19 protein-coding genes and 1 tRNA gene are annotated in these 20,712 nt (G+C 63.9%); 2 read left to right on the forward strand and 18 right to left on the reverse strand.

What is annotated here, in order from left to right:
* Positions 1 to 4: 4 nt before the first annotated feature.
* The 13 genes from nuoF to ACY65G_RS02510 all read right to left on the reverse strand — a co-directional run bounded on the left by nuoF (position 5) and on the right by ACY65G_RS02510 (position 9,701).
* Complete coding sequence (gene nuoF, locus ACY65G_RS02450; protein WP_464995769.1) at positions 5 to 1,303, reverse strand: NADH-quinone oxidoreductase subunit NuoF; 1,299 nt, start codon at positions 1,301 to 1,303, stop codon at positions 5 to 7.
* Positions 1,300 to 1,776: an NADH-quinone oxidoreductase subunit NuoE gene (gene nuoE, locus ACY65G_RS02455; protein WP_464995770.1), complete on the reverse strand. Its 477-nt coding sequence runs from the start codon at positions 1,774 to 1,776 to the stop codon at positions 1,300 to 1,302. The genes nuoF and nuoE overlap by 4 nt, the downstream gene beginning before the upstream one ends.
* 17 nt (positions 1,777 to 1,793) lie before the next feature.
* Positions 1,794 to 3,047 (reverse strand): NADH-quinone oxidoreductase subunit D, encoded by a 1,254-nt coding sequence (locus ACY65G_RS02460; RefSeq protein WP_464995771.1) that lies wholly within the window; start codon positions 3,045 to 3,047, stop codon positions 1,794 to 1,796.
* The gene (locus ACY65G_RS02465; RefSeq protein ID WP_464995772.1) at positions 3,047 to 3,640 is read right to left on the reverse strand and encodes an NADH-quinone oxidoreductase subunit C; all 594 of its coding nucleotides are present in this window, start codon (positions 3,638 to 3,640) and stop codon (positions 3,047 to 3,049) included. Before ACY65G_RS02465 ends, ACY65G_RS02460 begins: the two co-directional genes overlap by 1 nt.
* 17 nt (positions 3,641 to 3,657) lie before the next feature.
* On the reverse strand, positions 3,658 to 4,134 hold the full coding sequence (locus tag ACY65G_RS02470; RefSeq protein ID WP_130188314.1) for a NuoB/complex I 20 kDa subunit family protein: 477 nt from the start codon (positions 4,132 to 4,134) through the stop codon (positions 3,658 to 3,660).
* Between the two features lie 3 nt (positions 4,135 to 4,137).
* Positions 4,138 to 4,497 carry an NADH-quinone oxidoreductase subunit A gene (locus ACY65G_RS02475; protein WP_464995773.1) on the reverse strand — a complete coding sequence of 120 codons (360 nt, stop codon included), beginning with the start codon at positions 4,495 to 4,497 and terminating at the stop codon, positions 4,138 to 4,140.
* A 181-nt stretch (positions 4,498 to 4,678) separates the two neighbouring features.
* Positions 4,679 to 4,763 (reverse strand) — tRNA-Leu (locus tag ACY65G_RS02480).
* Positions 4,764 to 4,859: 96 nt separating this feature from the next.
* On the reverse strand, positions 4,860 to 5,321 hold the full coding sequence (secG, locus tag ACY65G_RS02485) for a preprotein translocase subunit SecG (protein ID WP_464995774.1): 462 nt from the start codon (positions 5,319 to 5,321) through the stop codon (positions 4,860 to 4,862).
* 155 nt (positions 5,322 to 5,476) lie between these two features.
* On the reverse strand, positions 5,477 to 6,238 hold the full coding sequence (gene tpiA, locus ACY65G_RS02490) for a triose-phosphate isomerase (protein WP_464995775.1): 762 nt from the start codon (positions 6,236 to 6,238) through the stop codon (positions 5,477 to 5,479).
* 131 nt (positions 6,239 to 6,369) lie between these two features.
* Positions 6,370 to 7,350: an NAD(P)H-quinone oxidoreductase gene (locus tag ACY65G_RS02495; protein ID WP_464995776.1), complete on the reverse strand. Its 981-nt coding sequence runs from the start codon at positions 7,348 to 7,350 to the stop codon at positions 6,370 to 6,372.
* Between the two features lie 179 nt (positions 7,351 to 7,529).
* Positions 7,530 to 7,970, reverse strand: coding sequence for a hypothetical protein (locus ACY65G_RS02500; RefSeq protein WP_464995777.1), 441 nt, complete (start codon positions 7,968 to 7,970; stop codon positions 7,530 to 7,532).
* Between the two features lie 261 nt (positions 7,971 to 8,231).
* Entirely contained in the window at positions 8,232 to 8,837 is a 606-nt protein-coding gene (locus ACY65G_RS02505) for a tetratricopeptide repeat protein (RefSeq protein ID WP_464995778.1), read from the reverse strand.
* A gap of 105 nt (positions 8,838 to 8,942) precedes the next feature.
* On the reverse strand, positions 8,943 to 9,701 hold the full coding sequence (locus ACY65G_RS02510) for a GIN domain-containing protein (protein ID WP_464995779.1): 759 nt from the start codon (positions 9,699 to 9,701) through the stop codon (positions 8,943 to 8,945).
* Positions 9,702 to 10,120: 419 nt separating this feature from the next.
* On the opposite strand from ACY65G_RS02510, the gene ACY65G_RS02515 reads away from it, so the two are divergent.
* A complete protein-coding gene (locus ACY65G_RS02515; protein WP_464995780.1) occupies positions 10,121 to 12,829 on the forward strand; it encodes a TonB-dependent receptor in 2,709 nt (902 codons plus the stop codon).
* A 217-nt stretch (positions 12,830 to 13,046) separates the two neighbouring features.
* Entirely contained in the window at positions 13,047 to 13,658 is a 612-nt protein-coding gene (locus tag ACY65G_RS02520) for a transposase (RefSeq protein WP_464995781.1), read from the forward strand.
* Between the two features lie 117 nt (positions 13,659 to 13,775).
* Here the strand turns inward: ACY65G_RS02520 and axe2C are convergent, their stop codons facing one another.
* The 5 genes from axe2C to ACY65G_RS02545 all read right to left on the reverse strand — a co-directional run bounded on the left by axe2C (position 13,776) and on the right by ACY65G_RS02545 (position 20,563).
* A complete protein-coding gene (gene axe2C / locus ACY65G_RS02525) occupies positions 13,776 to 14,834 on the reverse strand; it encodes a bifunctional acetylxylan esterase/glucomannan deacetylase AxeC2 (protein ID WP_464995782.1) in 1,059 nt (352 codons plus the stop codon).
* Positions 14,831 to 15,559 carry a GDSL-type esterase/lipase family protein gene (locus ACY65G_RS02530; RefSeq protein WP_464995783.1) on the reverse strand — a complete coding sequence of 243 codons (729 nt, stop codon included), beginning with the start codon at positions 15,557 to 15,559 and terminating at the stop codon, positions 14,831 to 14,833. Before ACY65G_RS02530 ends, axe2C begins: the two co-directional genes overlap by 4 nt.
* Positions 15,560 to 15,680: 121 nt before the next feature.
* Positions 15,681 to 16,994 (reverse strand): glycoside hydrolase 5 family protein, encoded by a 1,314-nt coding sequence (locus tag ACY65G_RS02535; protein WP_464995784.1) that lies wholly within the window; start codon positions 16,992 to 16,994, stop codon positions 15,681 to 15,683.
* A gap of 2 nt (positions 16,995 to 16,996) precedes the next feature.
* Entirely contained in the window at positions 16,997 to 19,231 is a 2,235-nt protein-coding gene (locus tag ACY65G_RS02540) for a glycoside hydrolase family 3 C-terminal domain-containing protein (protein ID WP_464995785.1), read from the reverse strand.
* 57 nt (positions 19,232 to 19,288) lie between these two features.
* The gene (locus ACY65G_RS02545) at positions 19,289 to 20,563 is read right to left on the reverse strand and encodes a sugar MFS transporter (RefSeq protein WP_464995898.1); all 1,275 of its coding nucleotides are present in this window, start codon (positions 20,561 to 20,563) and stop codon (positions 19,289 to 19,291) included.
* Between the last annotated feature and the right edge of the window lie 149 nt (positions 20,564 to 20,712).

Genomic DNA, 20,712 nt, shown 5'->3' on the forward strand with positions numbered 1-20,712 from the left:
CGCTTTAGAAGGCCGACACAGGCACCAGGCAGTGCTTGTGCTCGACGTGATATTCGAATTCTTCGCGGAATTGCTTGATGAACGCGCGCACCGGCATCGCCGCGGCATCGCCCAGCGCGCAGATGGTGCGGCCCTGGATGTTGTCGGCGATCGAGTTCAGCATGTCCAGGTCGGTCTGGCGGCCCTGGCCGTGCTCGATGCGGTGGATCATCCGGTACATCCAGCCCGTGCCTTCACGGCACGGCGTGCACTGGCCGCACGATTCCTCGTAGTAGAAGTACGACAGGCGCTCCAGCGCCTTGACCATGCAGCGCGTCTCGTCCATCACGATGACGGCGCCGGAACCGAGCATCGAGCCCGCCTTCGCGATCGAGTCGTAGTCCAGGTCGGTCTGCATCATGATCTCGCCGCGCACCACCGGCGCGGACGAACCGCCAGGGATGACCGCCTTGATCTTCTTGCCGCCGCGCATGCCGCCGGCCAGTTCCATCAGCTTCGCGAACGGCGTGCCGAGCGGAACCTCGTAGTTGCCCGGACGTTCCACGTCGCCGGAGATCGAGAAGATCTTCGTGCCGCCGTTGTTCGGCTTGCCCAGGCCCAGGTAGTTCTCGGCGCCGATGTTCAGGATGAACGGCACGGCAGCGAACGTTTCCGTGTTGTTGATCGTGGTCGGCTTGCCATACAGGCCGAACGAGGCCGGGAATGGCGGCTTGAAGCGCGGCTGGCCTTTCTTGCCTTCCAGCGATTCCAGCAGCGCGGTTTCCTCGCCGCAGATGTAGGCGCCATAGCCATGGTGCGCGTGCAGCTGGAAGCTGAACTCGGAACCCATGATCCGGTCGCCCAGGAAGCCTTCCGCACGGGCTTCTTCCAGTGCGTCCTCGAAACGCAGGTAATCCTGGAAGATCTCGCCGTGGATGTAGTTGTAGCCCACGGTGATGCCCATCGCATACGCGCCGATGGCCATGCCCTCGATCAGCGAATGCGGGTTGTAGCGGATGATGTCGCGGTCCTTGAACGTGCCCGGTTCGCCTTCATCGGTATTGCAGACGAGGTATTTCTGGCCCGGGAACTGGCGCGGCATGAAGCTCCACTTCAGGCCGGTCGGGAAACCCGCGCCGCCGCGGCCGCGCAGGCCGGACGTCTTCAGCTCGGCGATGATCTGCTCGGGCGGGATTTTCTCTTCCAGGATGCGGCGCAGCGCCGAATAGCCGCCACGCTTCACGTAGTCGGCCAGGTGCCAGTTGTCGCCGTTCAGGTCCTTCAGGATGAGCGGATTGATGTGACGGTCGTGCAGCGAAGTCATTTCTTCAGGTCCTCCACCAGCGCGTCGATTTTCTCGTTGTTCATGAAGCTGCACATGCGGTGGTTGTTCACCAGCAGCACCGGCGCGTCGCCGCAGGCCCCCATGCACTCGCCTTCGAGCAGCGTGAATTCGCCGTCTTCGGTGGTGTCGCGGTAGTCGATGCCCAGCTTCTGCTTCAGGTGCTCGCCGGCCTTCACGCCGCCGGAGAGTGCGCATGGCAGGTTGGTGCACACGGTGATCTTGTGCTTGCCGACCGGCTTGAGGTTGTACATGTTGTAGAAGGTGGCCACTTCCTGCACGGCGATCGCCGGCATGCCGATATAGTCGGCCAGTTCCTTCATCGTTTCGGGCGACAGCCAGCCCAGTTCGACCTGGGCGTGGGCCAGCGAGGCCATCACGGCCGACTGGCGCTGGTCGGCCGGGTACTTGGCCAGCTCGCGGTCGATTTTTTTATAGCACTGCTCGGATAACATAATCTTTTCCTGCCTCGTTAGCGGTCGATACTGCCGAACACGATGTCCTGCGTGCCGATGATGGTGACGGCGTCGGCGATCATGTGACCGCGCGCCATTTCGTCCAGGCTTTGCAGGTGGGTGTAGTCCGGCGTACGGATCTTCAGGCGGTACGGCTTGTTGGCACCGTCGGAAACGATGTAGATGCCGAATTCGCCCTTCGGGTGTTCGATGGCCGTGTAGACCTCGCCCGGCGGAACGTGGAAGCCTTCCTGGAACAGCTTGAAGTGGTGGATCAGCGATTCCATGTTGGACTTCATGTCCACGCGCGATGGCGGAGCGACCTTGCGGTTGTCCGTCATGACCGGGCCCGGGTTGTTGCGCAGCCATTCGATGCACTGCTTGATGATGCGGTTCGACTGGCGCAGTTCTTCCACGCGCACCAGGTAGCGGTCGTAGCAGTCGCCGTTGGTGCCGACGGGGATGTCGAAGTCCATCAGGTCGTACACTTCGTACGGCTGCTTCTTGCGCAGGTCCCACTGCACGCCGGAACCGCGCAGCATCGCGCCGGTGAAGCCCATCGCCAGCGCATCCTCGGGCGTCACCACGCCGATGCCGACGGTACGCTGCTTCCAGATACGGTTATCGGTCAGCAGGGTCTCGTACTCGTCCACATAGCCCGGGAACCGGTTCGTGAACGCTTCCAGGAAGTCCAGCAGCGAACCCTGGCGGTGTTCGTTCAGGCGGTCGATTTCCTTCTGGCTGCGGATCGACGACGGACGGTGCTTCGGCATCGCGTCCGGCAGGTCGCGGTACACGCCGCCCGGGCGGTAGTAGGCCGCGTGCATGCGCGCGCCGGATACCGCTTCGTAGCAGTCGAACAGGTCTTCGCGGTCGCGGAAGCAGTACAGGAACGGGCCCATCGCGCCCACGTCCAGCGCGTGCGCGCCCAGCCACATCAGGTGGTTCAGGATGCGGGTGATCTCGTCGAACATCACGCGGATGTACTGGGCACGAAGCGGGACATCGATGCCCAGCAGCTTCTCGATGGCCAGCACGTAGCCGTGTTCGTTGCACATCATCGACACGTAGTCGAGGCGGTCCATGTAGGGCACGGACTGCAGGTAGGTCTTCTGCTCGGCCAGCTTCTCGGTGGCGCGGTGCAGCAGGCCGATGTGCGGATCGGCGCGCTGGATCACTTCGCCGTCCAGCTCCAGCACCAAGCGCAGCACGCCGTGCGCTGCCGGGTGCTGCGGACCAAAGTTCAGGGTGTAATTCTTAATCTCAGCCATTATTTCATCCCGTATTTTTCTTCCCGGATCACGCGCGGCACGTTTTCGCGCGGCTCGATCGTCACGGGCTGGTAGATCACGCGACCCTGTTCGGCGTCGTAGCGCATTTCCACGTAGCCGGCGACCGGGAAGTCCTTGCGGAACGGGTGGCCGATGAAGCCATAGTCGGTCAGGATGCGGCGCAGGTCGCTGTGGCCCTCGAAGAGGATGCCGTACAGGTCGAATGCTTCGCGCTCGTACCAGTTGGCGGCGCGCCAGATGTCGGTGATCGACTCCACGAGCGGCATGTCGTCGTCCGGGCAGAATACGCGCACGCGCACGCGCCAGTTGTGCTTCACCGACAGCAGGTGCGTGACGGCCGCGAAGCGCGGGCCTTCCCACGTGCCTTCGCCGTAGGCGGAATAGTCGATGCCGCACAGGTCGATGAAGGTATCGAAACCGAGTGCGGCATTGTCGCGCAGCGTTTTCATCACTGCGTGGTAGTCACCGGCCTTGACGACCAGGGTGATTTCACCGAGGGCCACGCTGAGCGTGACGCGCTCGCCCAGGGCGCCGGTAATGGCGCCTTGCAAAGCTTCCAGTTGTGTTGTCATATATCTTGAGCGCCCCGTTACCGTGCAATCGTATTGGTGCGCTTGATCTTGTTTTGCAGCTGCATGATGCCGTACAACAGTGCCTCGGCGGTCGGCGGGCAGCCCGGCACGTAGACGTCGACGGGCACGATGCGATCGCAGCCGCGCACGACGGAATAGGAGTAGTGATAGTAGCCGCCGCCGTTGGCGCAGGAGCCCATCGAGATGACCCAGCGCGGTTCCGGCATCTGGTCGTACACCTTGCGCAGTGCCGGCGCCATCTTGTTGCACAGCGTGCCGGCCACGATCATCACGTCGGAGTGACGCGGCGACGGACGGAACACGACGCCGAAGCGGTCCATGTCGTAACGGGCAGCGCCCACGTGCATCATTTCAACCGCGCAGCATGCCAGGCCGAACGTCATCGGGAACATCGACCCGGTCCGTGCCCAGTTGATCAGCTTGTCGGCCGAGGTGGTGATGAAACCTTCGTTTAATACGCCTTCAATAGCCATGGCTTATTCCCAATCAAGGGCACCTTTCTTCCAGATATACCAAAAACCGACGACGAATTCAGCGATGAACACCATCATCGTCACGTAGCCCTGCCAGCCCAGGTCGCGCATGGCGACGCCCCACGGGAAGAAGAATGCCGTTTCCAGGTCGAACAGGATGAAGAGGATTGCGACGAGGTAGTAACGCACGTCGAATTTCATGCGCGCATCTTCGAAGGCTTCGAAGCCGCACTCGTAGGGGGAGAGTTTCGCCGCATCCGGGCGATACGGGCCAAGCAGGCGACCCAGGATCTGGGGCGCGACACCGACACCGATGCCTACCAGGATGAATAAAAGAACGGGGAAATAAGTTTCGAGGTTCACGATAGGGTCACAGCTGTTGTTGAACGACCGGTTGGCGAGGCGCCACACCATTGCGGTGCAGCTTGCAACGCTCGACCCCGATCAAACGCTGAGACGGGGACCGAACGACACATCCTCGTAAAAAAACCAGCTAAGGCTGTGAGGACAAACTCCTGGGCCTTTTGCTGGCTTCTCAAATTTCTGGTGCCGACGACGAGACTCGAACTCGTACAGCTTGCGCCACTACCCCCTCAAGATAGCGTGTCTACCAATTTCACCACGTCGGCATTAAGGCCGCTATTCTACTCGTCTTTGCGCAGTTTGTTAATGTGAATTGCGCGATATCAAAGAGAAAAACGGCAAAAACTTAAAAAATATCTGGTTTACTTCGGTGCAGCCGGCGCAGCAGGCGCGACTGGTGCAGCACCTTCCGCAGCACCTTCCGCAGCACCCTCGTTCGTAGCGGCAGGAACGCCCGCATTCGACGCAGGCGGCACGCCCGCATCGGCAGCCGCCGGCGCGACAGGCGTTGCCGCCGGGATCGCAGCCGAACCCTTGACCGGCACGGTCACGTTCTGCAGGAGCCCGCCACCAGTGCTCGCGGTACGGCCATTGGACATCACTGCGAGGCCGAGTGTCGCACTGAAGAAAATCGCCGCCGCCAGGGCCGTCGATTTCGACAGGAAGTTCGACGACCCGCTGGCGCCGAACAGGCTGCCGGACGAGCCGGAACCAAACGCGGCGCCCATGTCGGCGCCTTTACCGTGCTGCATCAGCACGAGGGCGATGATCGACAGTGCCGACAGGACCTGCACCACCACGACCAGATTGAACAAGGTGTTCATGTTATTTCACTCTCAGTTTATAAATGCGCGGGCTTGCGGCCCGCTTGCTCCACCCGTTGCCGGGATGTTCTTGCCCTGGCGGCATGGCCGCCTTTTACTCGTTACCAGCTGTTACTAATGCGATTGCCGGCCTGATAACCGGACTTTTTTCTTGTTCAGTTACCCGTCCGGTTTCCGGCCTTTGCGATCGCCAGGAAATCCGGCGCCTTCAGCGATGCGCCGCCGATCAGGCCGCCATCGATGTCGAGTTGCGCCATCAGGTCTTTCGCGTTCTCCGGCTTCATGCTGCCGCCATACAGGATCTGCAACTGTGCGGCCGCGGTCGCGCTGCGGTCAGCCACCTGCTTGCGCAGCGCGCCGTGCACTTCCTGCGCCAGCGCCGGCGTGGCCGTCTTGCCGGTGCCGATCGCCCACACCGGCTCGTAGGCCAGCACGATTTTTTCCAGTGCCGGGTTTTCCAGCACGTCCAGCACCGCCTGCAGTTGCGCGCAAACCACGACGTTGGTGCGCCCTGCTTCGCGTTCTTCCAGCGTTTCGCCCACGCAGACCACCGGGGTCAACCCCGCGTTCAGCGCGGCCAGCGCCTTTTGCGCCACCAGTTCGTTGCTTTCGTGGTGGTAAGCGCGGCGTTCGGAATGGCCCACGATCACATAACGGCAGCCGAATTCCTGCAGCATCGAGGCTGCGGTTTCGCCCGTGTACGCGCCGGCCGCATAGGCCGATACATCCTGCGCGCCCCAGGCGACCGGGGTTCCCGTCAGCTCCGCCTGGCACTGCGCCAGGTATGGCGCCGGAACGCATACAGCCAGATCGACATTGCTTTCGGCATGACCTTCCGCGATCCCGCGTAATAATACAGAATTGGCGGCAAGGCTGCCGTTCATCTTCCAGTTTCCGATGACGAGTTTGCGACGCATGGCTGTCCGAGTTGTTTGAGTTGTAAGGTAACTCGCGATTGTAACGTGCTCGGCAATACAGGGTCAAACGCGCAATGCTCGACTACATGAGTAATGTAGCGCCCGGCCGTGACCGGGCGGTGACGTTGTCCTTACGTCACCTGCAGCATGATCTTGCCGACGTGGGTGCTGCTTTCCATCAGCTTGTGGGCCTCCACCGCCTGCTCGAGCGGGAAGCTCTCGTAGATCACCGGGCGGATCTTCTTCGACGCCAGCAGCGGCCAGACCTTGTCGCGCAACTGGGCCGCGATCGCGGCCTTGAAGGCAACCGAACGGGGCCGCAGCGTGGAGCCGGTGACGGTCAGCCGGCGGCGCAGCACCTGGCCCATGTCCAGCGTGCCCTTGGCGCCCCCCAGCAGCGCGATGATGGCGATGCGGCCATCGTCGGCCAGGCAGTTGATTTCGCGCGGCAGGTAGTCGCCGCCGACCATGTCGAGGATGACGTCGACGCCGTTGTCACCGGTGAGCTGCTTGACGATCGCGCCGAAATCCTCGCGGCGATAATTGATGCCCCGTTCGGCGCCCAGCGCCTCGCACGCCCGCGCCTTGTCGTCGCTGCCCGCCGTGGCGAACACGCGGTGTCCCAGCGCGCTGGCCAGCTGGATCGCCGTCACGCCGATGCCGGACGTGCCGCCCTGCACCAGCAGCGACTCGCCGGCACCGAGCCGGGCGCGGTCGAACACATTGCTCCATACCGTGAAATAGGTTTCCGGCAGCGATGCGGCCTCGATCAGCGACAGGCCCTGGGGCACCGGCAGGCATTGCTCGACGGGCGCCACCGCATACTCCGCATAGCCGCCCCCCTGCACGAGCGCGCAGACCAGGTCGCCGGCCTGGAATCCACTATTGGCGAAATCGCCCTCGACCACTTCGCCGGCAACTTCGAGGCCCGGCAAGTCCGAGGCGCCCGGCGGCGGTGCGTAGCTGCCGAGGCGCTGGAACACGTCCGGCCGGTTGATGCCGGCCGCGTGCACGCGGATCAGCACTTCGCCCGGACCGGGCTGGGGCTTGTCGCGGTAGCACAGCCGCAGTACATCCGGCGGGCCGGCCTTGGTGATCTCGATTGCGCGCATGGTCGTCCTTTCTGGGGAAAGGGCGATTTTAGCGCAGGGAGGCTGTTTCGGCAGAAGGCGCGAGTGTTGCCTCGAAAATGGGGACGGACCCCATTTTTCGAGAAACATTGCCTGGAAAATGGGGACGGACCGGGGTTTCGGGGAGCACCGCTCCTTGCCTGCGCAGCCTGATCGTGGAATTACCAGTCCAGCGGGCCGGTTGGGTCGGGGTCGCGGATCACGTAGCAGGATAGCGTTTTGGGCTGGTTGCTGGAAAACCCGCTGGCCTTGTGCTGACGATAGCTGAGTTCATCGGTGTAGCCGATGGCGTTCCATCCGTGGTCAGGCCCTTCCGCAGTTCGGTGCGTCAGCGACACGACCTGGTACCGGCATTCCGACGCAATCTGCTTCATCCGGTAGGTCGTTCGTCCGCGGTCCTGTTCGATGACTTGGAAGTGCACGGGCTCACATCGGCTGAAAGGCGTCGACCAGGATATTGCCCCGGGTGTAATGGTCAGCGCGCCGTAGCATGCGCGGCCGGTGCCGAGGAAGCGCTCTGTCTTTGGCGGCGCGGCAATGGCGAATATCGTTGCGGTCAAGCCGGCAACGACAGTACAGTACCTCCAATGTTTCATTCGCATGTCGGTTCTCCTGCCCAACTGCTCATGCATCCAGCCGCAGCCTTGCAAGGCTGCGTCGTTCCGCGGGCGCGAAGCGGTGCTTCGCGAAATATCTGCCCATCTGTTCATGCATCCAGCCGCAGCCTTGCAAGGCTGCGTCGTTCCGCGGGCGCGAAGCAGTGCTTCGCGAAATATCTGCCCATCTGTTCATGCATCCAGCCGCAGCCTTGCAAGGCTGCGTCGTTCCGCGGGCGCGAAGCAGTGCTTCGCGAAACCCCCGCGTCACCCCCCGGTACGCGAGGTGCGCGGCAACAGCTTGCCGGGCCGCCAGGCGGCGGAAAGGGCCTGGCCCTCCTCGATCTGCTCCGGGGTCATCTTCTTGGCGACGGCGGTGCGCTGCTCGGCGGCGTTGGGGTTGCCGCCGGCGGCGGCCAGGTTCCACAGCATGTAAGCGATCACGTTATCCTGCGGCATGCCGCCGATGTGGTACCGGTACATCAGGCCCAGCACCTGCTGCGCATCGGCGTGGCCCTGCTCGGCCGCCTTGCGGAACCACGTGACGGCCTGCTTGTGGTCCTGGATCACCGCGTTTCCCGTGTAGTACATCGCGCCGACCACGTACTGCGCATCGGCCTTGCCGCGCGTGGCCGCGCGGCGGTGCCACATCAGCGCCTGTTTATAGTCCTGCTGCACGCCGCGCCCCATGTAGTACATCAGGCCCATCAGGTGCTCCGCATCGGCATTGCCGGCCCGTGCCAGGGGCAGGATTTCCTTGTAGGCGAGCGAGTAGTTGCGGTTGTTGTAGGCGGTTGCGCCCTCGGCAAAGCCGGCGATCGCACTGCCCTGCAAGGCCAGCGCGATCACGGTGGAGGCGGCGAACGCCATCATGAGTCGTCCTAGTTTTTTCATTGCGAAATGGGATTCGTTCTTTTACTTGTTTCCGTCCCGTCCGAGCTTCGAGCCCGGTCCGTCGCTCTCTGTCACTCTCTGCCGCTATTTCCAGCTGACCTTGCCCAGCCCGTCGACGCTGACGTTACGGTTCAGCGGCTTCCCATACACCGTGACCGACCCGAGGCCGGACAGGTGCAGGTTGGCATTCGTCCGCGCATTGACCGTGGCGTTGCCCAGGCCCGACAAGTCGATGTCCACCGAGTCGGCCTGGAACTGCTGCGCATTCAGGCCGCCCAGCCCACCCAGCGAGGCCCGCAGCATCTTGCTGCGCCCACCGAGCGTCACGTAGCCGGCGCCGCGCAGATCGACCTCGACGTCTTCGCTGTCCGATACCCACAGGTGCATGCTGCCCATGCCGCACAGGCTCGCCTTGAGGCGCTTGAATGCGCTGGCGATCTTCACGCTGCCGGCGCCGTCCAGCGTGATGTCGAGCGTGTCGCCGGAAAAGCCGCTGACCTCTGTCGTGCCCATGCCTTCGGACACCAGTTCGCGCAGTTGCGGCAGCACCAGTTCGGCGCGCAGCGACGCCCGGCCGATCTTGCCGGCGTTGGTGTCGCTGTCGAGCTGCAGCGTGTCGCCGGTCTGTACAGCGATCACCCTGCCGACATGGCGCGCATCGCCGACGATGCGCAGCGACGGCTCGGCCCCCTGGCTCAGCTTCAGGTTGACCAGCCCATCGAGCCTGACCCGCACCACCCTGGCATCGACGCTCCTGGTCTCGGTGGCTTCCTGGGCACTGGCCGTGCCGAGCAAGAGCCACAGGGTTGTCATCAGGAAGGCAAAGCTGAGGGGTTTGTGCATGGTGCGTCCTTGCGGTTCTCGGGTTGGTTTCAGCGGGCGGCGTGTGCCGGCTGGCCCCGGAAGGCGCGGCAAATCATCGGTGCGGTCGTCATTGTCATGCTCCTTCCGGGAATGTTGGGGCGATGGTGGCATGTTAACCCGCGTAGTGTGCGACCGTTTGCAGGTTGCGACGAAATGCAGGATTCGCGGTCCAGGCGACAAGATTGGCCGCCTGGCCGTGCCCGAGGCCCTCCTTCACGCAACAGGCGGGGCCGGATTCACACGGGCCTGGCAGGCACGCCAGCCGGCAAGCCATCGCTGTTTAGTAAACCGGATTAAACAGCAACGGCATTTTGGGAATCGCTTGATCTTGCTTTTTTAAAAATGAATACTCGTCCCGACAAAAAGGCCGTTCCCGGCCAATATTCCAAGGAGACGAAATGCGTTCTACCAAGCGAACCCTGATGAGCATTGCCGTTGCCAGCGCCTGCGCCCTGGTCGCGGCAGTGACACCGCTATCCGCGCACGCACAGGCTGGCGGTGCTGCGGCCGATCCGAACAACACGCCGGCGGCCGAGGCCCCCACGCTGGGCCCGACCAACGGCGGCGACCAGATTCCCGAAGTGAAGGTGACGGCGACGCGCTATTCGACGTCGCTGCTGAAAACCCCGCTGGCCGTGTCGGCGTTCAGCCAGGAGCAGCTCACGCGCAAGGGCGCGACCAACCTCGCGGACCTGACCGGCGAGATCCCGAACGTCGTCATCCAGAGCACCGGACTGGATTCGGCGGTGCAGATCACGATCCGCGGCATCACGTCCACCAACTTCACCGAGACGGGCGACCCGGCCGTGGGCTTCCACGTCGACGGCATGTATTCGCCGCGGCCGCAGGGCGCGCAGGCGCTGATGTTCGACGTCGACCAGGTCGAAGTGCTGCGCGGCCCGCAAGGCACGCTGTTCGGCCGCAATTCGACGGGCGGCAGCGTAAACGTGATCTCGGCCAAGCCGGACTTTTCCGGCAACTACGGCAAGGCCCATATCGACATCGGCAATTACCGCAAGAAGCAGGTCACCCTCGTCCAGAACGTCAAGGTGAACGACCAGCTGGCCCTGCGCGGCACCTTCATGAAGGTCACGCGCGACGGCTACGCCAACCAGATGCGCGACCTGTCCGAAGCGAACGCACCGCAGCTGGGCTGGGTGCCCGATGGCATTCCGGACGTCGACCAGCGCTTCAACGCGGTGATCGGCAAGGACAAGTACTACACGAACCAGGACCAGTGGGCGGCGCGCCTGTCGGCCCTGTACAAGGTCAACAACGATGTCACGCTGAAGGCCGCCTACGAGCACTTCCAGGACAACGGCGCCGGCGGCGCCGCGTTCCGCGACTGCGACGCGTCGGCCGGCACGCGCTACACCTGCGCGCCCGGCACGGGCAAGTGGGACCTGCTGGTCAACGTGCCCGGCGAAGTGGACATGCAGATCCGCACGCTGCGCACCGGTGTGTCGTGGGCGATCAACCAGAACACCACGTTCGACTACACGTTCCAGGTGGCGGACCAGAAGCGTTCCGAGCGCACCGACGACGAGTTCGGCATGCAGCACGCCGCGCCGTTCCAGATCAACGGCGCCTACCCGAATTCGGTGGACGGCAACTGGGGCACCTGGCCGCTGACGGACTCGTTCCACCGCACGCTGTCGTCGCGCTACCTGTCGACGGTGCACGAAGCGCAGCTGAAGCAAACGCTGGGCAACGTGCAATACGTGGCCGGCCTGTTCTGGATGCACGAGCGTAACCGCATCGACTACGAGCAGACCAACACGATCCAGAAGCCGTACGGCGACGTGGGCTCCGTGCTGTATCACCAGCCGAACCGCCAGGTCGATGCGAAGGCCGTGTTCGCGCAGGCCGACTGGAAGTTCATGCCGACATGGACGGGTACCCTCGGCGCCCGCTACAGCAAGGACAGCAAGGAAGACAAGGGCGGCGAAGTCTACGGCGCCAACTGGAAGGGCGACCCGGCCTACTACAATGGCCTGTACAGCCAGGGCACTCCCGGCACCCCCGGCTTCCATGTCCACAACGGCACCGACCTGACGCACGCGATGGGCGGCAGCGTCGCCGCGTATCACCTGTATGGTTCGCCCACGTCGAACGACCACAAGGAAACGTGGAAAAAGGTCACGTGGCGCGTGGGCCTGCAAAAGCAGATGACGCCGAACCAGATGGCATATGCCTCCGTCTCGACGGGCTACAAGGCCGGTGGCTTCGCCGACAAGTCGGACAGCTGCAACTACCACCTGTGCGCCGATGGCAATCCCGGTGTCGTGACGTTCATGCCCTACGGCCCCGAAACGGTTACCAACTACGAGCTGGGCTACAAGGGCAAGTTCCTGGACAACCGCCTGTCGCTGTCGGCCACCGCATTCTGGATGAAGTACAAGGACATGCAGCTGACCGGCACCTACTTCGTCAACCAGATCATTCCGGACAACGGCCTGCCCTGCCCGGCCGACCAGCCGAAGTGCGACGTGTATGAAAGCTGGCGCACGATCAACGTCGGCAAGGTCGACATCCCGGGCCTGGAACTGGAATGGGACTACCGGCCATGGCGCGGCGCGCGCCTGGGCGGCGGCTTCGCGTACATCAACACGGACGTGCACGACTTCCCCGAGTTCTCCGACGACTACCAGTGCGACGTGCGCACCGAGCTTGGCCTGCCGCCCTGCCCATCCGCCTATACGGGCCCCGAGAAAAACCTGCAGGGCCGGCGCCTGTACAACATCGACGGCAACCACCTGCCGAACACGCCGAAATTCCAGGTCAACCTGAACTTCTCGCAGGAGTTCGCGCTTGAAAACGGCTACCGCATCACGCCGTACGTGAAAGTGAACTGGCGCGACAAGGCCTACTTCGACCTGCGCAACTCCGACTTCGACGTGGTCGGCCGCTACCAGAAAGCCTACGCGATGACGGACATCTCGGCCCGCCTCGACTCGCCGAACGACAAGTGGCACGCGGAGCTGTACGTGCGCAACGCCGCGAACAAGCACGCCGCGCTCAACCGCGAATCCGTCTACGGCGGCTTCATGAAAGCCTACTTCGTCGAACCGCGCATGTTCGGCTTCCGGATCGGCGCCGAATACTGATCTCTCTGGTGTCACTTCACAGCCGCGCTCCGCGCGGCTTTTTTGTTTCCTAAAACCGGGGACTGTCCCTCATCCCCGGAAATATTTCCTGGAATTGGGGACTGTCCCCGGTTTTTGGAAACGTTTTTGTTGGTTCCGTACGACGCAATGAGTTAGCTCAGACGCGGTTGTGGTGTTGGATGCCACAGTTGAGCATCTTGCATTGAAGGAGCCACCCATGCCACGCCACGCCCGCATCCTGGTCCCGGACCATCCTCACCACTTGACGCAACGAGGGCACAACCGCCAGCCCTGTTTCTTTCAGCTTTCGGATTACCTCGTGTACCTCGAATACTTGCGCGAATATTCGTTGTTCTATGGCGGCGCGATTCATGCCTACGTGCTAATGACGAATCATGTCCACCTGCTGATTACGATGGATGACGTAACGATGCTCGCACCACTGATGAAAGGTGTAGCGCAGAAATATGCGCAATACATCAATCGCCGCCTGGAGCGTACTGGCAGCCTGTGGGAAGACAGATTCCACTCCTCGCCTATCACCAATGACGCATATCTGTTGACGTGCCAGTGCTATATCGAACTCAATCCCGTTCGCGCAAAGATCGTGGAGTCACTGGGGCGATACCGCTGGTCGAGCTACGCGGGCAATGCAGGTCTGCTGGTCGACGACCTATTGAAGCCGCACATGACATATCTCGGCCTGGGCACAGATTCGGCATTGCGGTATGCAAGCTACCGGAAACTGTTCTCGGAAACACTCGACCCCGCTCATATCCATGCGATCCGAAGTGCTGGCGCCGGCAACCGACGGATCGATGCGGCCTGACTAGACAAGCTCACTTTGCAAAATAGTTCAGTAGCGGAAGGTTTCCTGAAATCGGGGACTGTCCCCGATTTTAGGAAATGTTTCCAGGAAAAGGGGACTGTCCCCGGTGTTGGTTTGCTACCAGCTCATCAGTTGACGCAGCGGTGGGACGAGGTCGTTGGCCATTTGCCGGTGCTGGTCGCGCGTGGGGTGGCCGTCCTGGGTGTCGCCGGGGTAATGGCGGGAGGGAATGTGGTGCACGCGCGGGCTGCCGACGTGGGCGATGGTGGCGGTGATGTACGCGGTCAGCGCGGCCTTCTTGTCGCCGTCCAGGATGGCGCCTTCGGTGAGCACGATCCGGGCTTGCGGGTGGTCGCGCAGCAGCGTGCGGACGAAGGCGACGTAGGCATCCACGTATTGCGTGCGGTCGGGCGTGCCCCCGTTGAAATCATTGGTGCCGATCGCGCTGACGATCAGGTCGGGCGCGTAGCGCTGCTGGCTCCACGGCTCGGGCGCGTCGGGTGCGGCGATGGCCAGTTCGTAGAAGCGGTCCAGGTTGAATTCATCGGTGCGGCCGTTCCAGCTGCGCACCAGGCCGCGGCCACCGTGGCACACGAGTTGCACCTGCGCCCCAAGCGCGGCGCCTGCCAGCATGCCATAGGACAGGCGCGGGTTCCACCATACGGGCTGCTTCGGGCCGGGCGGTGTGCGTTCGAGCGCTTCGCCGCAGGTGACGGAGTCGCCCAGGAACAGCACGCGGCGCGATGGCAACGCGGGCGGCGCGAGCACATGCCCATCGGTCGTGAAGCCGTGCAGCGTGACGATGCCGTGCCACGTTTCGGAACGATGCAGCACCTGCACCGTGTGCGGGCCGGCCCGCAAGGCGTCCGCCAGCACATGGATGCCACGGCCACGGGACAGATGCACGGTCCGCGCGAATGCACCGTCGACGATCACATCGAGGTAGCTCTTGTCGCCCGTCGTGGACGCGTCGAGCACCAGCCGGCTCCCGTCGAAGCGGATGAACGACGACACGCCGGGATACGCAAACCGCACGCCGCCGTCGGCGGAATCGGCCATCCGCCCCATCCGGGCAATGGCGTCGCCACCGGCCAGCACCGCCTCGGCAGCACCGGCACCGCCGCACAGCGCGGCCAGGCCGATGCCGGCGACCAGCCATCGTCCGGGACGCTTCACCGGAGCAGTTTCTCGATATCCGGTGCCATCGCATCCGCCCACGTCACGTAGGCCTGCGGCGTCAGGTGCAGGAAGTCCGGCATCGTCTCCTTGGCGATATCGCCGTTCGCCTGCAGGAAGCGCGTGCCGTAATCGCGGAAGAACACGTGCCGGCCATCGTCGAGCGCGGCGATCTCGCGGTTCACGGCCTTCGCCTTCGCGCGCCGCTCGTCGTTCGCCGATTCGCCGTTCGGCAGGATGCCGTTGAGGAGTATCCTCGCATCCGGATACAGCGTGCGCAGTTCCGCGACGACGGCCTTCACGCCGCTGGTGACCTGCGCCGGCTGCTCGTTGCACAGGCCGAAGTTGTTCACACCGATCAGCAGCACCACGACCTTCGGCCGCAGCTTGTCCATGCCGTCGTTCTTGAGGCGCCACAGCACGTTGCCGGTATGGTCGCCGCCGATGCCGAAGTTCGCCGCGCGCCATTTGCCGAAGCGGCTGTCCCACGCACTCCTGTCCCACATCTCCGTGATCGAATCGCCGAGGAACAGCACGTCGACATCGCCCTGCGCGGCACGCGCCTTCAGGCCGTCGTTCATCTCGTGCCAGCGCGCGATCGACATCCACGGGTATTCCACCGTGCGCGGCTCCACGTTCAGCGCGCACGAGCGCCCCTCGGCCGACGCCGACCCCGCAAATCCCAGCGCGGCAAGCGCCGCCAGCAGCAATGCCTTCTTTTTCAACCCAGTCTCCTTGACAGTACATGAACGGATGGCGGAATAATACCCCGCCATCCCTGCTTAGGGTGCCGTCAGCCGCTGCATGCGGTCCCGGCGCCCATCGGCAGCACAGCGCTGAGATGCTTCACTTGCGCTCCAGCGCATGCAGGCGATCGGCATACTGGCGGATCAGCGCGATCGTCGACTTGTCGGTATCGAACACGGAATACAGGCCCTGCTCTTCCTGCGGTGGATCGCCCATCAGGTCATTGCCTTCCTTCCACCAGTAGTCGGCATTGGCCGCACGGCCGGCACCGCCCCAGGCCCAGAAGTTGAAGCCGGCAACCGGATCTCCCTTCTCGGCGCGGCCGACCACCACGTCGAACACCACCTTGTAGAAGCGGTCGCGCACATTCGTCGACGACTTGATGTCGAACGAGGCGCCGTCGCGGTCCATGCCGAATTCCTCCAGCACGATCGGCTTGCCCATCTTCTTCGCGTAGTCGATGTGCACGTTCAGGTAGTGGCTGCTCTTCTCCAGCGCGCCGCTCCACGTGGCGTCCACCCGCTTCGAGTCGATCCAGCCCCAGTTCTTCGGCCACAGGTGATAGGTGAGATAGTCGACATCCTTCGACGCGTGCGCCTTCTCGAACAGCGCGGCATCGTGCGCCGAACCGGCCAGGCCCTCGCTGCCGGTACTGACCAGGTGATTCTTGTCGAGGCCACGGATATAGGCAGCCGTGTCGGCAATCCATTTCACGTAGATTTCTTTTTCCTGCGGCGTCGAGCTGGCATTGCCCGGGCGCGGCTCATTGGCCAGCTGCCACGACATGATCACCGGATCGCCCGCGTACGGCTTGCCGGTCACCGTGTTCTTGCGGTTGATGAAGGTGCGGATCACGTTGCGGTACTCGGCCTGCGCCTTCTCGTTCGTGTAGAAGCGCGCCGTCTCGCGCATGTAGGTCTCGTAGTCCTTCGTCACATTCGGGTCCAGCGCGGGCGTGCCGGCAAACCAGTTCAGGTACTGCGTCATGCCGCCCGACCACTGCCAGAAATTGTTCAGGTAGATCACGGCCGTCATGTCGCGCTTGGCCATCTCGGCCAGCAGGAAATCCATGCCCGCCAGCAGGCGCTCGTCGTACTTGCCAGGTTCGCTGGTGGTGGCCGGGCGCACGGCGCTCTTCATGTCCGTCTTCTCGGACACAGCCAGCACGCGCAGGTTGTTGATGCCCATGCCCTTGAGCGTGTCGAGCTCCTTCAGCAGCCGAGGGCGGTCGTTGGCGCCCAGGTAGGCCCCGTACCAGAAGTTGGCACCGGCGATGTAGTACGGGTGGCCGTTGCGGGTGAACTGCGTTTTCTTCACGGCCACGAACTCGGGGCCCACCGCCGAGGCAGCCGGAGCAGCCGCCATGGCGCCCATCATCAGCAGCGAGGCTGCCAGTGCGATCGTTTTTTTCATCGTCATCCTTTCGTTTTCGTCTTCAGGGGGCGGCCTGCCACATCGAGCACCTGGGCAGGCAATTGAATCGTTACGGTATGCGCCGCGTCATCGAGGGCATGGCGGGCCAGCTTCACCTGGTAGCGGCCACCGGCCACGTGCCATGTGCTGGCGCTGCCCTTCACCATGCCGAACAGGCGCGGGTCGATGGCCAGCGTCACGCTGGCGCTGGCACCGGGGGCCAGGTCCACCTTGTCCCAGCCGGCCAGGCGCTTGGGGGACTCCCATTTCGCGGACAAAGGCGACACGTACACCTGCGGCACGTCCTTGCCGGCCACGCCACCGGTGTTGGTGACGGTGAAGCGCACCTGCACCTTGCCGTCCACCAGTTGCGCCTTCAGGTCCTTGTAGCCGAACTGCGTGTACGACAGGCCGTGGCCGAACGGGAACAGCGGCTTGTGGCCCTTCAGGTCGAACCACTTGTAGCCGACCGCGGCGCCTTCGTGGTAATCGACGGTGAAGCGCTCTTCAGGCTTTGCCGGGTCGCCGTCCAGCTTCGGCCGCGGCAATTGCGATTCGGCCGCGGGGAACGTGGCGGGCAGCCGGCCGGAGGGATTGACTTCGCCGAACAGCACACGGGCGATCGCCTCGCCGCCATTCGTACCCGGATACCATGCCTCGACGATGCCGGCAACGCGGTCTACCCAGGGCATCAGCACGGGGCCGCTGTTCTCCAGTACCACGGCCGTCTTCGGGTTGGCGGCGGCAACGGCGGCGATCAGCGCATCCTGGTTGTCGGGCAGCGCCAGCGACGTGGCGTCGAGCGCCTCGCCCACCCACTGCGTGGCGAATACCAGCACCACTTCCGCATCCGCCGCCACACGCGCAGCGCGGGCCGGATCGGTGCCATCGTCGAATGTCACCCGGGCACCCGGCACGCGGGCCTGGATCGCCTTCAATGGCGACGACGGGTAATACATGATCGGCCCGGGCCATGTGGCCGGCAGCAGGCCGGGCACGGCGTTGCCGCCGCGCGGATACACCAGCGACGAACCGCCTCCGGCGAGCACGCCCTTGTCCGCATGACCGCCGATGACGGCGATCTTCTTCACTTCTTTCGACAGCGGCAGCACGTTGCCTGTATTCCTGAGCAGCACGATGCCCTCCTCGGCATCGGCCTGGCTGATGCGGCCGTGGGCGTCGTAGTCGATCGCGCCGCCCTCCTGCACCGGGTGGTCGACGACACCTTTCGCGAACATCGTGCGCAGGATGCGCAGCGCCATGTCGTCGAGCCGCTTCTGCGGCACGAACCCGCTTTCCACCGCTTCTTCCAGCGCGCCGCCGAAGTAGCGGGAGCGGTCGAATTCAAAACCCGACTGCTGGTCCAGCCCCGCGTTGGCTGCTTCCACCGTGCTGTGCGTGGCGCCCCAGTCGGACATCACGAAGCCCTTGAAGCCCCAGTCGCCCTTCAGCACGGTGTTCAGCAGCCACGGGTGCTCGCAGCCATACGGCCCGTTCAGGCGGTTGTAGGCGCACATGAACGATCCCGCATCCGTCATTTCCAGCGCCACCTGGAACGCGAACAGGTCGGACATGCGCAGCGCCGCCAAGTCGATGCGGGCATCGAGCTCGAACCTTCCTGTTTCCTGGGCGTTCAGCGCGTAGTGCTTGATCGTGGCAATGACGTGGTTCGACTCGATGCCGCGCACCTGCTCGGCCACCATCACGCCGGCCAGCAGCGGATCCTCGCCGCCATACTCGAAGTTGCGGCCGTTGCGCGGCTCGCGCATCAGGTTCATGCCGCCGGCCAGCATCACGTTGAAGCCGGATGCGCGCGCCTCGAAGCCGATCATCCGCCCGCCTTCATAGGCCAGCTTGCGGTTCCACGTGGCCGCCGTGGCGATGCCCGAAGGGAGCGCGGTGCGCTCGCGCGGCGTGGTCGTATTCTGCGTGGCCACGCCGATACCGGCATCGGTGAGGAACAGCGCGGGCAGGCCCAGGCGCGGCAGCGGCGGCACGTAGCCGGCCGAGAACGGAAGCGCTTCGGGCACCTTCCTTGTCTTGTTGCCGCCGTGGTCCGCACCGAAATGGCTCGACACCCAGTTCAGCTTTTCCTTCTGCGTCATTTCCTTGAGGACCAGCGCGGCGCGCCGGTCGGGGTCCAGGCTCTTGTCCAGCCATGGCCGGGCCGGCTCGGCTGCCGCGGCCAGGCATGGCAGTGCCGCCAGCGCCAGCAGGATTGCTGCGTCGTGCTTCATGGATTTCTCTCTCGCTCGTTGGTCGACGCTTGTTGGCCGACAGTTATTGGTCGACAGTTATTCGTCGACATACATGCGCGCGTAGCGGATGCCGAAGTACAGGATGAAGACATAGCAGGCGGCCGGCACGAAGAACGACCATTGCAGCCCGATCGCGTCGGCCAGCGCCCCCTGCACGAACGGCACGATGGCGCCGCCGACGATGGCCATGCACAGGATGCCCGAGCCCTGCCCCGTCTGGGCGCCCAGCCGGTACAGCGCCATGCTGAAGATCGTCGGGAACATGATCGAGTTGAACAGGCCCACGCCGATCACCGCCCACATGGCCGTTGCGCCGGAGCCGAAGATCGCCACCAGCAGCAGCACGATGCTGGCCATGGCGTTGAACGCCAGCGCCTTGCCGGGGCTTACCCTGCGCATCACGGCAAAGCCGATGAAGCGGCCGATCATGGCGCCGCCCCAGTAATAGCTGACATATTTCGCCGCCGCGCCGTGATCCAGGCCGGCGATCTGCGGCTCGCCGATGAAGTTGATCAAAAAGCTGCCGATCGCCACTTCCCCGCCCACATAGAGGAAAATGCCGATCGCGCCCAGCACCAGGTGGCGGTGCGCGAGCACGGAGCCGCCGGCAGCCCGCGGCGTGTCGTCGGCGTGGGTGATCGCCGGCAGCCGGACCAGTGCGAACAATACGGCCAGCACCAGCAACGCGGCGGCGAGCGCGAGATACGGCCCCTGCACGGCCGCCGCTTCCGAAAGCCGGTAGCGTGCCAGCGCCTCGCCGGACAGCTGGCTGACGTCGAATTCGGCCATGACGCCGCCCAGGATCAGCATGCCGCCGAGTGCCGGCGCGATCGTCGTACCCAGGGAATTGAACGCCTGCGTGAGCGTCAGCCGGCTCGATGCCGTGGCCGGCGGCCCCAATACCGTCACGAACGGATTGGCCGCCACCTGCAGCACGGTGATGCCGGCCGCCAGCACGAAGAAGGCGAACAGGAACAGCCCGTAGCCCCTCGTCGCCGCCGGGTAGAACAGCGCGCAGCCGAGCGCCGCGACCATCAGTCCGGCCACGGCGCCGCGCTTGTAGCCGATGCGGCGGATCAGGGCGCCGGCCGGCAGCGACACGATGGCATAGGCGCCGAAGAAGCAGAACTGCACCAGCATCGCCTGCACGTAGTTCAGCGTGTAGACCGACTTCAGGTGGGGAATCAGCACGTCGTTCAGCGATGTGAGCAGGCCCCACATGAAGAACAGCACGGTGATCACGACGAGGGGGAAAGTTTGCTGGGGCTGCGCGGGAGCGTTGCCCTGCGGCGCAAGGGCCGCGGGTGACATCTGTGCCATCGATCGTCTCCTGGTATCCGGCGGAAGCCGGGTGTTGTTATGGCAACGATTCTCCATAAGCGTCCGGGGCCGGTCAAACACGATCGGCAAAACGGGCCCAGTTTAGCGTCGTTCACTAAACAGTCCTCCCCGGCCATTGC

Source organism: Pseudoduganella sp. jia 12 (genome assembly GCF_055502675.1).

Bases quoted from the DNA above. Each gene is read 5' to 3' on its own strand.
- ACY65G_RS02495 (WP_464995776.1), bottom strand. From the start codon at position 7,350: ATGCGCGCAATCGAGATCACCAAGGCCGGCCCGCCGGATGTACTGCGG.
- ACY65G_RS02520 (WP_464995781.1), top strand. From the start codon at position 13,047: ATGCCACGCCACGCCCGCATCCTGGTCCCGGACCATCCTCACCACTTG.
- nuoF (WP_464995769.1), bottom strand. From the start codon at position 1,303: ATGACTTCGCTGCACGACCGTCACATCAATCCGCTCATCCTGAAGGAC.
- ACY65G_RS02505 (WP_464995778.1), bottom strand. From the start codon at position 8,837: ATGATGGCGTTCGCCGCCTCCACCGTGATCGCGCTGGCCTTGCAGGGC.
- ACY65G_RS02500 (WP_464995777.1), bottom strand. From the start codon at position 7,970: ATGCGAATGAAACATTGGAGGTACTGTACTGTCGTTGCCGGCTTGACC.
- ACY65G_RS02510 (WP_464995779.1), bottom strand. From the start codon at position 9,701: ATGCACAAACCCCTCAGCTTTGCCTTCCTGATGACAACCCTGTGGCTC.
- ACY65G_RS02535 (WP_464995784.1), bottom strand. From the start codon at position 16,994: ATGAAAAAAACGATCGCACTGGCAGCCTCGCTGCTGATGATGGGCGCC.
- ACY65G_RS02465 (WP_464995772.1), bottom strand. From the start codon at position 3,640: ATGACAACACAACTGGAAGCTTTGCAAGGCGCCATTACCGGCGCCCTG.
- ACY65G_RS02545 (WP_464995898.1), bottom strand. From the start codon at position 20,563: ATGTCACCCGCGGCCCTTGCGCCGCAGGGCAACGCTCCCGCGCAGCCC.
- ACY65G_RS02460 (WP_464995771.1), bottom strand. From the start codon at position 3,047: ATGGCTGAGATTAAGAATTACACCCTGAACTTTGGTCCGCAGCACCCG.
- secG (WP_464995774.1), bottom strand. From the start codon at position 5,321: ATGAACACCTTGTTCAATCTGGTCGTGGTGGTGCAGGTCCTGTCGGCA.
- ACY65G_RS02470 (WP_130188314.1), bottom strand. From the start codon at position 4,134: ATGGCTATTGAAGGCGTATTAAACGAAGGTTTCATCACCACCTCGGCC.
- nuoE (WP_464995770.1), bottom strand. From the start codon at position 1,776: ATGTTATCCGAGCAGTGCTATAAAAAAATCGACCGCGAGCTGGCCAAG.
- tpiA (WP_464995775.1), bottom strand. From the start codon at position 6,238: ATGCGTCGCAAACTCGTCATCGGAAACTGGAAGATGAACGGCAGCCTT.
- ACY65G_RS02515 (WP_464995780.1), top strand. From the start codon at position 10,121: ATGCGTTCTACCAAGCGAACCCTGATGAGCATTGCCGTTGCCAGCGCC.
- ACY65G_RS02540 (WP_464995785.1), bottom strand. From the start codon at position 19,231: ATGAAGCACGACGCAGCAATCCTGCTGGCGCTGGCGGCACTGCCATGC.